At 56.8% G+C, this 12,302-nt stretch carries 10 protein-coding genes; 3 read left to right on the top strand and 7 right to left on the bottom strand.

Annotated features, from left to right (window positions below; translation table 11 throughout):
• Positions 1–25 precede the first annotated feature (25 nt).
• A complete protein-coding gene (locus CAG44_RS07360) occupies positions 26–1,516 on the top strand; it encodes an aldehyde dehydrogenase (protein ID WP_085663716.1) in 1,491 nt (496 codons plus the stop codon).
• On the opposite strand, the gene CAG44_RS07355 is transcribed toward CAG44_RS07360, so the two are convergent.
• The 4 genes from CAG44_RS07355 to CAG44_RS07340 form a co-directional block, all read right to left on the bottom strand.
• Positions 1,510–2,133, bottom strand: coding sequence for a TetR/AcrR family transcriptional regulator (locus CAG44_RS07355; protein WP_085663715.1), 624 nt, complete (start codon positions 2,131–2,133; stop codon positions 1,510–1,512). The two genes, CAG44_RS07360 and CAG44_RS07355, sit on opposite strands and share 7 nt — an antisense overlap.
• Positions 2,126–2,977 (bottom strand): 3-hydroxybutyryl-CoA dehydrogenase, encoded by an 852-nt coding sequence (locus CAG44_RS07350; protein WP_085663714.1) that lies wholly within the window; start codon positions 2,975–2,977, stop codon positions 2,126–2,128. Before CAG44_RS07350 ends, CAG44_RS07355 begins: the two co-directional genes overlap by 8 nt.
• Positions 2,978–3,024: 47 nt before the next feature.
• Complete coding sequence (locus CAG44_RS07345; protein ID WP_085663713.1) at positions 3,025–3,801, bottom strand: enoyl-CoA hydratase; 777 nt, start codon at positions 3,799–3,801, stop codon at positions 3,025–3,027.
• 287 nt (positions 3,802–4,088) lie between these two features.
• Positions 4,089–4,955, bottom strand: coding sequence for an aldo/keto reductase family oxidoreductase (locus tag CAG44_RS07340; RefSeq protein ID WP_085663712.1), 867 nt, complete (start codon positions 4,953–4,955; stop codon positions 4,089–4,091).
• Positions 4,956–5,048: 93 nt separating this feature from the next.
• Between CAG44_RS07340 and CAG44_RS07335 the strand changes: the two genes are divergently transcribed.
• Positions 5,049–5,951 (top strand): LysR family transcriptional regulator, encoded by a 903-nt coding sequence (locus CAG44_RS07335; protein WP_085663711.1) that lies wholly within the window; start codon positions 5,049–5,051, stop codon positions 5,949–5,951.
• A 490-nt stretch (positions 5,952–6,441) separates the two neighbouring features.
• Here the strand turns inward: CAG44_RS07335 and CAG44_RS07330 are convergent, their stop codons facing one another.
• The 3 genes from CAG44_RS07330 to CAG44_RS07320 form a co-directional block, all read right to left on the bottom strand.
• Positions 6,442–7,839, bottom strand: a complete 1,398-nt coding sequence (locus tag CAG44_RS07330; protein ID WP_085663710.1) for a site-specific integrase — start codon at positions 7,837–7,839, stop codon at positions 6,442–6,444.
• Between the two features lie 674 nt (positions 7,840–8,513).
• The gene (locus tag CAG44_RS07325; RefSeq protein ID WP_085663709.1) at positions 8,514–9,788 is read right to left on the bottom strand and encodes an integrase arm-type DNA-binding domain-containing protein; all 1,275 of its coding nucleotides are present in this window, start codon (positions 9,786–9,788) and stop codon (positions 8,514–8,516) included.
• A gap of 152 nt (positions 9,789–9,940) precedes the next feature.
• A complete protein-coding gene (locus CAG44_RS07320) occupies positions 9,941–10,855 on the bottom strand; it encodes a LysR family transcriptional regulator (protein ID WP_038409468.1) in 915 nt (304 codons plus the stop codon).
• Between the two features lie 206 nt (positions 10,856–11,061).
• On the opposite strand from CAG44_RS07320, the gene CAG44_RS07315 reads away from it, so the two are divergent.
• Positions 11,062–12,084: a zinc-dependent alcohol dehydrogenase family protein gene (locus CAG44_RS07315; protein WP_025339441.1), complete on the top strand. Its 1,023-nt coding sequence runs from the start codon at positions 11,062–11,064 to the stop codon at positions 12,082–12,084.
• The last annotated feature ends 218 nt before the right edge of the window (positions 12,085–12,302 follow it).

Raw genomic sequence — 12,302 nt, 5'->3', positions numbered from 1 at the left:
CACTTCTTTGGCCTGGGAGTCAAGTATGCACAACGATAACTACACCCATGCACTAGATTCAGCCGCAGCGCTACAGCGCGAGCTGTTTATTAATGGCCAATGGCGGTCGGCCAGCGATGGCCGCCGCATGACCGTGCGCGATCCCGCCACCGGTTTGGATATCACTCAGGTGGCGCATGCTGGCGAGACGGATGTTGACCTTGCCGTGCGCGCGGCTGAAGCGGCACTGCGCAACCCGGCTTGGTCTGAGATGACCCCAGCTGCGCGCGAGCTGATCCTGTTGCGTTTTGCGGCGCTGATCGAAACCCATGCAGATGAGCTGGCTGGCCTGGAGACGCTAAACAATGGCAAGTTGCTAGGCAACTCGCGTGGATTCGACGTGCCCGCTGCGGCGCAGTGGGTGCGTTACATGGCAGGCTGGACCACCAAGATAGAAGGTCAGTCGCTGTCCCTCTCCGCCGCAGCGCCAAACACCCGCTTTCAGGCCATCGTCAAGCGTCAGCCAGTGGGCGTAGTGGCGGCTATCGTGCCGTGGAATTACCCGCTGCTGATGGCCATATGGAAGATTGCACCCTCGCTCGCAGCAGGCTGCACCTTGGTCCTGAAACCCTCGGAGGAAACGCCACTGACGGCGCTGATGCTGGCGCAAATCGCGCTGGAAGCAGGGCTTCCAGCTGGCGTTTTCAACGTCGTCACCGGGGATGGCACCACGGGCGCTGCGCTGGTGCGCCACCCCAGGGTAAACAAGGTGACGTTTACCGGTTCCACCGCGGTTGGCCGGCAGATCGGCCAGCAATGCGGCTTTGATATCAAGCCCGTGGCACTTGAGCTAGGTGGCAAGAGCCCGGTGATCGTGCTGGCCGATGCTGACCCTGAGGCGGCAATCGCCGGCGCCGCAAGCGCCATTTTCTACGACCAAGGGCAGGTCTGCACCGCTGGCTCACGGTTGTATGTGCACAAGAATATCTACGATCAGGTCGCTGCTGGTGTGGCTCAGGCGGCCAGAGCGCTGCGCATAGGCAGCGGGTTCGATGCACAAAGCCAGATCGGCCCGCTGATCAGCGCAAGGCAACGGGAGCGGGTCGCGGGTCTGGTCCAGACTGGCGAGCGCGAGGGCGCAGAGCTGCTTGCCGGTGGCTACCCAGTGCAAGGTGCGGGCTACTTCATGCAGCCGACAGTATTCGCCCATACACGCGGCACGCCGCTTACTTTGGTACAAGAGGAGGTGTTCGGGCCTGTTTTGGTGATCCAGCCATTTAGCGAGATTGATGATGTCCTGCGTCAGGCCAACGACTCCCCCTATGGGCTAGCGGCCAGCGTCTGGACTCGCGATATAAGTCTGGCACTGCGGGTTGCGGACCAGGTCGAGGCGGGGACCGTGTGGATCAATACCCACCTGCCTTCCGACCCGAACATACCGTTCGGCGGCTTCAAACAATCGGGGCTCGGCAGGGAAAATGGCCGGGTAGCTATCGAAAGCTACACCAGCAGCAAGTCGGTGGTGATTGCCTATTGAACGCTGACGATCCGCTTAAGGGCCCAGCGAACCGGGCTCTGGGCGGTGGTCAGTATAAGATCGTCCACCGTTGCAACAGACAGGGAGCTGCCGTCCAGCAACGCGGGGAGTGTGTTCAGGATGCTGACCATGCTGTGCACTGCCACCGCAAGTGCGGCAACACACGGTGCTCCGGGGCTCAGCAATTGGATGTAGCAGTGCTCGTAGCGAGCCCGTAGCTGGTCGAGCACTTGACCGTGCTGTGCGCCAAGATGCCGAGCATCATGCTCGGTGACGCAGAAATACGACGATTTTTCTCGATACAGGCTGAGATGCGCGCGCACCAGCGCCAGCAGCATTTCATCATCCTTGCGTTGGCGGCGTAATAGCGTCTGTGCGTTGAGCCACAGCATGTCGTAGACCGTCTCGCCGATTTCGAAGAGGAGGCTCTCCTTGCTTTCGAAATGGTGATAGATCGACCCAGCCTGAATCCCGGCATGGCTGGCCAGATCGCGCATGCTGACTTGGCCAAAGCCTTCGGCGGCAAACAACTCCACCGCCTTCTCACGGACCAGCATGGCCCGTGAAGTTTCGCAGGGAACGGCAGCGGCACGGGCATTAGCGCGACCTTCACGCATAAAGGTAGAACCCGTGACCCACTTTCCGGCCGAGGCGACCTGCCGACACCATCTCTTTAAGCAGATGGGCTGGTCGGTATTTCGGGTCGCCGAGGCTGGTGTGGAAGGACTCGATTACAGACAACAGCGTGTCCAGACCTATAAGATCGGCGAGCGCCAGCGGACCAATTGGCTGATTGCAGCCAAGCTTCATGCCAGAATCGATATCCTCGGCACTGGCAATCCCTTCTTGGAGCACGAAGATCGCTTCATTGATCATCGGCACGAGGATGCGATTGACGGCGAAGCCCGGGCTGTTTTTTGCGGTAATTGCGGATTTGCCCAGGGCCTCGACAAAAGACAGCGCAGCTGCATGTGTCGTGGCACGCGTCTGCAGTCCACAAATGAGCTCCACCAACGCCATCACCGGCACCGGGTTGAAAAAGTGCATGCCGATGAAGCGCTCGGGGCAACTAACCGAAGCTGCCAGCTGGGTGATCGACAGCGAGGAGGTATTACTAGCGATGATGCACTCGCGGCGCACGTGCTGGTCGATTCGGGCGAGAATCTGCTGCTTCAAGGCCAATTGTTCAGTGGCGGCTTCAATTACCAGATCAGCGTGAACCAATGCTTTGTAATCAGTAGTGGCGCTTATCCGAGCGCGTATCTCATGCATGCTTTCCGGCTGCAGCGTGCCTTTGCTGATTTGCCTTTGCAGGTTAAAAGCAATGCCGTCCTGGGCACGCTGCAGAGCGCTCTCAGTCACATCTAGCAGCATCACCTGCATGTTCGCCAGCGCACATACCTGGGCAATGCCGCTGCCCATGGTGCCAGCACCAATCACCGCTACCGTAAGATTATTCAATGGACATTCCTCGCAACAGATATCGATCTACCAAGAAGGGCGCTTGCTCAGCAGCCTTTGAATACAGGTGGCCGCTTCTGTACGAATGCCTGCATGCCTTCTTTCTGGTCTTCGGTGGCAAAGGTGGAATGGAACAGCCGCCGCTCGAAGCGCAAGCCCTCGGCGAGTGAACCCTCGAATGCGCGATTGACCGACTCCTTCGCCATCATGTTGATGGGCGCAGATTGCTGGCTTATCTGTGCAGCGATCTTGATCGCTTCAGATAACAGGTCTGCCGCTGGCACCAGGCGACTGACCAGTCCGCATCGTTCTGCCTCTTGGGCATCCATCATGCGTCCCGTCAGGACCATATCCATGGCTTTGGACTTACCGATAAAGCGCGCCAGACGCTGGGTACCACCGCTGCCCGGTATCGTGCCGATGGTGATCTCCGGCTGGCCGAACCTAGCGGTATCGGCCGCTATGATGAAGTCGCACATCATCGCGAACTCGCAACCGCCGCCCAGCGCGTAACCCGACACTGCCGCGATGATCGGTTTGCGGAAGCTTGCCAGGCGGTCCCAGCTGTTGGTGATGAAGTCCGAACGATAGGCTTCCATGTACGTCATCTGCTGCATCGCTTTGATGTCGGCGCCTGCCGCAAAAGCCCGCTCATTGCCGGTCAACACCGCCGCGGCCACGTTGTCGTCTTTTTCAAGCGAGTCGAGCAGACTGCTGAGCTCCTGTGTAAGTTGCGGAGACAAGGCGTTCAACGCTTGCGGGCGGTTGAGAGTAATGAGAGCGACGTTTCCGTGAATCTCAAGTAACAATGTTTCGTAGGCCATCGATTGATACCTTATGGTCAGACTCGCGTGATGAATATGCGCAGTTGTCTGAGTTTAAAGGTCAGGAATTGGATGGTAATCGTCTGGACGGACTAAGCGGACACGGAATTGAGTGTTCAGAGAGACGGGCCTAGAGCTCGCGCAACGAAGATCTATTGCCGCACTGACACTTTCTTGAACTCAGGCCAAATTAAACCTTTAAGTATCGAATCCACGGCTATGGGTCATTAAAGGGGGCATCCGCGTAGGAGGCCCCTTGAGTGAGTCAGCTCTATGGGTTAAGACTACTACGCATTGATGCTATTTAGTGCATTCAGTGCTTTATCCGGCAGAACCAGATTCGCTGCTGCGAGGTTCTCGTGCAGGTGCTTTAGGGATGACGTTCCAGGAATCAACAAGATATTCGGCGACCGGTGTAGCAGCCAAGCGAGAGCTACTTGCATCGGAGTCGCACCGAGCTGCATAGCTAGATTGGTTAGAGTGGAGGACTGCAGCGGTGAGAACCCGCCGAGAGGGAAGAAGGGAACGTACGCAATGCCGTGCTGTGCCAGTTCGTCGAGCAGTTCGTCGTCAACCCGATGTGCCAGGTTGTAGTGATTTTGCACTTCGACGATTTTACAGATGCGCTTTCCTTCTAAAAACTGGGACGTAGTGACGTTGCTAAGCCCGATGTTTCGCACCAATCCGCGCTGCTGGAGCTCGGCCAACACCGTGAGTGGTTCTTCTATAGAGCCTTCAGCCGGGCCATGCGGATCGAGCATGATGCGCAGGTTGACGACGTCGAGCACCTCAAGGCCTAGATTGCGCAGGTTGTCGTGAACGGCATCCACTAACTCTTTTGATGACATCGCCGTCAGCCACGATCCGTCTGCTCCGCGACGCGCACCGATCTTGGTGGCAATCAAGAGGTCATCGCGATAAGGGTGCAACGCCTTGCGAATTAGCTGGTTGGTCACATGCGGTCCGTAGAAGTCGCTGGTATCGATGTGATTGACACCGTGCTCAATTGCCTCGCGTAGCACTTCTACGGCTCCAACAGGATTTGTGGGCGGGCCGAATGCCCCAGGGCCGGCAAGCTGCATGGCGCCGTAGCCGACGCGTTTCACGATTCGATCGCCCAAGTGGAAGGTTGAAGAGTCATTCTTGGTGGGCATAGCCAGTCTCCTATTAGGTGAGTGGAAAATAAGCGTTGACCTCTCGTGCGACAATCGGGCAAATTCGGTACAGGCTGTACGGAATCGCGAACAATGCAGATTGACCTTGGCGAGCTGAGCTCTTTCCTCGCGGTAGCCCGTGCAAAAGGGTTTCGCGAAGCAGCACGAATAAGTGACAGAAGCGCCTCCGGATTGAGCGAGGCGGTACGTCGACTTGAAGTACGCTTGGGTGTTAGGCTTTTGAATCGCACTACGCGCAGCGTGGTTCTGACTGAAGCCGGTCAGCGATTACTCGAACGCCTTGCTCCCGCGTTAGTTGAGGTGGAAGCCGCAGTCGATGTAGTCAACGGATTTCGCGATCATCCGATGGGAACATTGCGGCTAAACGTGCCGGTCAGTGCGGCACGGCTGGTATTGCCATCCATCCTTTCGGGCTTTCTCGCCAAGTATCCGGATATTCGCGTAGAGGTGGTCACTGAAGAGAGCTTCGTGGACGTACTCGCAACGGGTTGCGACGCCGGTATACGCTACGAAGAACGACTAGAGCAGGACATGATAGCGGTGCCAATTGGCCCACGCATTCAGCGAATGGCAACTGCCGCGGCGCCTGCTTATCTGGATCGTTATGGTCGGCCGAAACACCCCCGGGACTTGCTTGGCCACGCATGCATCCGTGGTAGATTCCGTAGCGGAGCAATTCCGTCATGGGAGTTCGAGCGCAACGGTAAGCATTTCAAGATCAATCCTGACGGCCCGTTGCTGGTGGCCATTGGCGGCGGAGTCGATCTCGGCATCGACGCTGCAATAGCCGGAGTTGGAATCGTCCATCTTTTTGAGGAGTGGCTCAAGCCTCACCTTGTCAACGGTTCGCTCGAACCCGTACTGTCGACATGGTCGCAAGAATTCAGCGGGCCTTTTCTCTATTATCCCGGACGGCGCCTTGTACCCGCGCCCCTCAAGGCGTTCATCGACTATATCAAGGCGCCGCCCAGCTAAGCGATCACTTTCGCGTTGTCCCAGTTGTTGCCCCAAGACGTAGATGGATTTGCGCAGCTCTACCCGCAGATCAAGTTTAATATAATCGAAACTAACCTGCCGCAGGTTTCTTGGCCACGGCTGCGAAAAGTGTAAAAGGGTACCTATATCAATGCTATTCAAGTGGGGCGTTATAACAAGCGCGAGAGGGAAATTCATCTAACCGGATAGCTGGCACCGGTGCGGCATGCTGGGCAGAGCAAAGTTTCATGAATAATCAGCATAAATCTCCGAGCTTGAAAGGATTGGTGCTAACTTGAGGCGAGACGGAAACTCTACTTTGGATGGTTCAGCACCGCGTACCAATCTGCTCTGAGAGCAACCTTGCTTACCTCACCGAATGCGCCCGGAATTTAGATTATTCCCATTTTGGGAGTGAGTGAATAACCTTTTCTTTAAGTGGCTCGCAGGCCCGAAGCGAGTTCCGTTTCCTGCTTCGGTTAGTTTCTGATTAGAATTCAGAGCCTGAGGCTCGAAGGATATTTTCAAGACGCTCTCCTAGTATGTTCCATGCCTCAATTTTTTCCTTTGCATAGTCATAGTGCAGATAATGCCGGCGTACCTTTGAGCCTCCTAGCAAGTGATTTTGGCAGCGATCAATGATTTCCAGTGTAACGCCGAGCTCCTGCATCATGGTCGCTCCCGTCCGACGCAAATCATGCGGAGTCCATTCACCGTTATTTCCTTGGCTGAGCACCAGGGAGTCGTCGTGATGGCGCCCTGACAGGGGCTTGCTGCGTTTTTTTAGGCTGCACTGTCGGTCGCCAATAAGCTTGCTAATTGATTTGGTATCGACGTGGCTGGTTTCGTCCTTGCTAGGAAAACAGAAGGGCGTATGTCCCGTAATTTGCTTCAAGATGCTGAAATGTTGCAACGAGAAAGCTGATAGGAACACGTGGTGATCTTGGCGTTTTCCCTTATGGCCCTTGGTGGTCTTGGCAGGGATGAACCAGGTCCCCTTTTCGAGATCCAGGTGCTTCCATTCGGATTTCAGGAGCTCACCGATGCGGCAGAGCGTGCCTAGGCATATCCAGACGGCACATTGCACACGTTTGTTGGCCGGGCGGACGCCAGAGTATTTCTGGCCTGCATCCAGAGCTTCGTAGTCGAGCTCCAAACGGGCGAAAATATCACGCAGCTCGCGAATTTCGTCCGGAGAGAGCAAGCGGTTGCGCTCCTCCTGATAGTCGTGATCAAGTAGTTGTTTCACATCTATCAGGTCCGCAGGGTTGCCGTCGACCATTAAAGACCGCCATGGCTTGCGTTTCTCGGCCCAGCGCAGCATCTGGCCTATATCATTGTTGCGAATCACGACGGTGCGGTTCAGGCCGCGGGCTTTCACCGAGCGCAGGACCGTGAGCAAGTCTTTCTCGGTAAGAGTACGTAGTGGCTTCTTTCCGATTACGGGGAGTACATCTTTAGTAAAGCTCCGACGAAGCTCTGCATTCGCATCCTCGCGAGACACACCGTCGCGTATCCAATCCTCGAAGAGTTCTGAAACAGTCTTATTTTCGGCAATGCTCTGCTCCGCTTGAGCAATGGTGGCGGCTACGGCTGCCTGAGCTTCTATGTTGGCAGCCTTGCGAGCAGATGCTGGAAGAATGCCTTTGGTGGTAATAGCCTTTACTTCGTCGCGTTCGGCGCGGATCTGAGCTAGCGATTTTTTTGGCCAGCTGCCTAAGCTCAAATCGCGTTTCACGCCTTCGTGCTTGAACTCGAAGCGAAAAAGGATGGTTACGCCACGCACGCCAGCGCGGATTTTTGCGACCAGTCCACCGTCCTCTCGGAGAACGGTACCGTGATCGTCAGCCGTGAAAGCTTCCAATCTTTTGGCAGTCAGCTTGGCCATTTATCGCCCCCAGCTCGAACCGGTTAGATAGAATTTTACCCCACTTTTACCCCACCGAGTGACTCGGCTGTCGGTGGATGCTGGTGGATCGAGGTGGCAGCCAATCGGGGGTGTAGTGCCCGAGTTTACTGGGGTTTGGCTTGCCATGAATGGCCATTGACATCCATGAAAAACCACGTGAAATGCGCATGGGGTGCAAGGGGTAGAAAGTTACATTTTTTTCGATGAAAGAGTAAGCTAAACAATGAGTTAAGATTACCTCTTGCTAAGAGGTTTTAACTGATGCTTTCTTGAATCTGAAGGGGCGGTCATCCATACAGCGTTTCAGGGGGGCATCAAAAGCCAGAGCGGTCACTAAATCGTCGCCATAGACACGATTAAGCAATTTGATTGTGTTGTTGAGGGTTGGCGTTAGAGTTGAATCCAATGGTTGTAATTCTTAAGTGTAACTTGATGTCGCTCATTCGGTAGGTGTTCTTCCAGGTTTTGCAATTGCGTTTTGCTGTATTGTTTTTGATGGTTGATGTTATGAGGTCTCGAAGTCATTATTTATTGGGGCGGCTATTAGATGTGATGCTGGCTTTGCGAATGAGAGCACTACTGGGGAGCGATTTCCCCCTGAAATAGCCGATGCTAACCATGAATGCATAGGCTGCTTCTAGTTGGAATTAAGATTACATCTCGCAGGCTTTTACGTTGCTGGCGTTTTTGCGAAGTTGGTCCAGAAAGTTTGCCCATTGTTGCGCTGCCTCTCGACGCTGTGGCAGTAGTTGAGCCCTCGCATATACGGCGCCCAGTGCGCCTGGCATGCGGTGCGATAACGACAATTCCAATACAATCGGATCGATACCTAAATGCTCGTGGGCGATGGTGCGGTAGGTGGCGCGAAAGCCGTGGGCAGTAATAGCGTATTCCGGCCAGATTCGCTGGTAGGACTTGGCCAAAGAGGTAGCGTCGATGGGGCGGCCAGGATAAATCGGCGAGACGAACACCCAGCCGTTGCCTGCCTCATCCACCACCCGGCGTTTGTACAGTTCACGTAGCAGCACGAGTGCCTGCTCTGGCAGCGGTACGATGTGTTTGCTCTTGTCCAGGTGCCGAGTTTTACTGACCACGTAACGCCAATCGGCACTGATCAGATCAACATCCTCCCAGCGCATTTTCACCAGCTCGCCCGGGCGTACTGGCAGCATCACCAGCAGGCGCATTGCGGTGGTCACGCTGCTCGCTTCGAGTTCATCCAGACGCAACAGAAACTGACCCAAGTCGGCTGGTCGTTCGATCGCGGGATTGCTGGTGACCACGTGGCGGATTTTGAGCTCCTCGGTGTTGCTCAGCGCCACGTTGCGTTCGACCCAGCCTCGACCTTCCGCGAAGCCGAGCACGGCACGAATGATCGTGCGCACGCGCTTGGCCATGGCCATCGTGCGGGCACGGCGCAGCGTACTGATGATCGAGGTGATGTGTTCAAGTCTGATTTCTGTGACAGGTTTTTCGCCAATAGCCGGCAAGATGTGATTGCGCAGAGCACCGCGAAACCCTGCAATGGACTTACTGACTAAATCCGGAGATTTGAAATTCATCCACTCTTCAGCCACGTAAGCGAATGTGCGTTCCTCGTTGAGCCATTGCGCCTCGATCTTGGCCTTCTTTGCTTTGAGTGGGTCGATGTGATTGGCCACGCTATTGCGCGCTGCTCGGGCGAGCTCACGGGCTTCTTTCAAGCCCACATCCGGATACCTGCCGATCACGAACACGTTTTCCTTGCCGCGAAGACGGTATTTCAGTCGCCAATGTCGCGAGGCTGACTTGCCAGGTTTGAGTGACGCTCGCACCTGTAGATACAGACCCGGTACGTCGCCATCGGCGTACTTGCCCGATGTGGTCAGCGAACGTATGAATGCATCACTGAGCTTTTGGCGGAAAGCTGGCGGTTTTTCGGCGGACATGGTGTGGGGGTATCTTTTTTTATTTTGGGTTGATGTTCCCCAAAGATACCCCCAGTCAAGCTGGAATTGAGTGGATTCGGACGGACGGTAATGGATAAAAATACGGCTAACTATATGTATTTAAAGGTTTTGTGGTATTCAGTGGAACTTGATCAGAGGCTATCGGGATCCCCGAAGAACATCTGTATCCGTGACCGCAACCACCGCTCCGCCGGGTCATTGTCCTGCGCCCCGCGCCAGGCCATGTGCAGCTCGAAACTGCGCACATCCAGCGGCAGATCCTCGGCCCGCAACCCACCCGCCGCGGTCAACGCATCCGCCGTGTAATCCGGCACCGTAGCGACAATATCGGTGCCCGCGAGCAAGCTCCCCAGCCCGTTGAACTGCGGCACCGCCAGCACCACGTGGCGCTTGCGGCCAATCTCGTCCAGCGCCTCGTCGATGAACCCCGACAGGTCCCCGGCAAACGACACCAGCGCATGCGGCCGCGCGCAGAAGTCGTCCAGGGTGATGGCGCCGGGCACGCTGTCGGCGCGCAGCAGTTTCGGCATGCTGCGGCGCAGCACCTTGCGCTTGGCGTTGGCTGGCAGTTCGCTGGTGTAGCTGACCCCCACCGAGATCTCGCCCGAGGCCAGCAGCGTCGGCATCAGCAGGTAATTGACCCGGCGCACCACCAGCACGATACCCGGCGCTTCGGCGCGGATACGCTTGAGCAACTGCGGCAGCAGGGCGAATTCGGCGTCGTCCGACAGGCCGATGCGGAACACCGCATTGCTGGTGGCCGGGTCGAATTCGGCAGCGCGGCTGACGGCGGTGGAAATCGAGTCCAGCGCCGGGGACAGCAGGGCGAAGATTTCGTGGGCCCGGGCCGAGGGCTCCATGCTGCGGCCGGTGCGTACGAACAGCGGGTCGTCGAACAGGTTGCGCAGGCGCGACAGGGCCGCGCTGATGGCGGGCTGGCCGAGGAACAGTTTTTCCGCGGCACGGGTCACGCTGCGCTCGTGCATCAGCGTTTCGAACACGATCAGCAGGTTGAGGTCTACGCGACGCAGGTCGTTTCGATTCATCGGTGCGCTTCGCCTAAAGTGGGGCAGAGGTGAATCTTAAGGCCAAAGGCTGGTACCCTGCACGGGTTTAGGGGGACCAATCGCAGGGAAAGTCAGGTGCCCAATCGATGACAAGCATGTCGACTATTAATGACCACTGATGGTCTAACCGGCAAAGCCCGGATAAAGTCCGTGGTAATTAGAGATTCACAAAGGCGAGGTATGCGATGTCCCGCATGATCCGTTTCCACAAGTTCGGCGCTGCCGATGTGCTCCGTTGCGAGGAGCAGGCCGAATCGTCACCTGCTGCCGACGAGGTACAGATCCGCGTCGAGGCGGTTGGCGTCAGCTGGTATGACGTGCTCTGGCGCCAGAACCTGGCACCGTCCCAGGCACGCCTGCCGGCGGGGATCGGCCACGAGATGGCCGGGGTGGTGACCGCGGTCGGCGAAGGGGTCGAGGATATTGCGGTGGGCGACCGGGTTGCCAGCTTCCCGGCCACCAGTGCCAACGACCACCCGGTGTATGGCGATGTCATCGTGCTGCCGCGTACGGCCATTACCCGTTATCCGGATGTGCTCACCCCGATCGAGGCCAGCGTGCACTACACGCCGCTGCTGATCGCCTATTTCGCCTACGTCGACCTGGCCCGGGCGAAAGCCGGGCAGACCGCACTGGTTACCGATGCCAGCCACTGCGCGGGCCCTGCCTTCGTGCAACTGGGCAAGGCCCTGGGGCTGAAGGTGTTCGCCGCCACCAAGGAGCCGGAACAGCGTGAGTACCTGCTGGGCCTGGGCGCCGACAAGGTGATTGTCACTGAAGAGCAGGACCTGTTGCTGCAGGTTGGCAAGTACACCGATGGTCGTGGCGTGGACATGGTCCTCGATGGCATGGGCGGGCCGCAGATGTCGCTGCTGGGCGATGTCCTGGCTCCACGTGGCAGCCTGGTGCTGTATGGCCTGCAAGGCGGCAACCAGACGCCGTTCCCGGCCTGCGCTGCGTTCCAGAAGAACATCCAGTTCCATGTGCATTGCATCGGCAACTTCACCGGCAAGCCTGAGCTGGGCATCAGCCAGGATCAGGTGGCGCTGCAGCGCGCCCTGCGTGATATCAACCAGTTCACTGCCGACCAGTTGCTGACACCGCAGATCATCAAGGTGTACCCGTTCGAACAGGTGGTCGAGGCGCATCGCTACATGGACCAATGCCCGTGCGGCGGGCGTGTGGTGCTGGACATGGCGCAACACTGACAGCGGTCTGCATCTATCAGGAAACCCGGGCAGAGTCCCGGGTTTTTTGTGCCTAATAGAGACTGGTTTTACGTTAAAAAAAGAACTTTCCTACAATTAAATACGACGCGGACTATATTTGAACTGATTGCTCCGTGGCTTGCCGAAATATCCCGCCAAGTTTTTTGTCTTGTACTGTTCCCGTCTGGCAGTCAATGTGTTTTCTCACTTCCGCTGAA

The sequence above is a fragment of the Pseudomonas sp. B13(2017) genome (genome assembly GCF_002113245.1).
GTDB lineage: Bacteria > Pseudomonadota > Gammaproteobacteria > Pseudomonadales > Pseudomonadaceae > Aquipseudomonas > Aquipseudomonas putida_Z.
The sequence above is the reverse complement of the archived record's forward strand: the minus strand, read 5'-3'. Positions and strand labels throughout refer to the sequence as shown.

Bases quoted from the DNA above. Each gene is read 5' to 3' on its own strand.
- CAG44_RS07360 (WP_085663716.1), top strand. From the start codon at position 26: ATGCACAACGATAACTACACCCATGCACTAGATTCAGCCGCAGCGCTA.
- CAG44_RS07355 (WP_085663715.1), bottom strand. From the start codon at position 2,133: ATGCGTGAAGGTCGCGCTAATGCCCGTGCCGCTGCCGTTCCCTGCGAA.
- CAG44_RS07345 (WP_085663713.1), bottom strand. From the start codon at position 3,801: ATGGCCTACGAAACATTGTTACTTGAGATTCACGGAAACGTCGCTCTC.
- CAG44_RS07340 (WP_085663712.1), bottom strand. From the start codon at position 4,955: ATGCCCACCAAGAATGACTCTTCAACCTTCCACTTGGGCGATCGAATC.
- CAG44_RS07335 (WP_085663711.1), top strand. From the start codon at position 5,049: ATGCAGATTGACCTTGGCGAGCTGAGCTCTTTCCTCGCGGTAGCCCGT.
- CAG44_RS07330 (WP_085663710.1), bottom strand. From the start codon at position 7,839: ATGGCCAAGCTGACTGCCAAAAGATTGGAAGCTTTCACGGCTGACGAT.
- CAG44_RS07325 (WP_085663709.1), bottom strand. From the start codon at position 9,788: ATGTCCGCCGAAAAACCGCCAGCTTTCCGCCAAAAGCTCAGTGATGCA.
- CAG44_RS07320 (WP_038409468.1), bottom strand. From the start codon at position 10,855: ATGAATCGAAACGACCTGCGTCGCGTAGACCTCAACCTGCTGATCGTG.
- CAG44_RS07315 (WP_025339441.1), top strand. From the start codon at position 11,062: ATGTCCCGCATGATCCGTTTCCACAAGTTCGGCGCTGCCGATGTGCTC.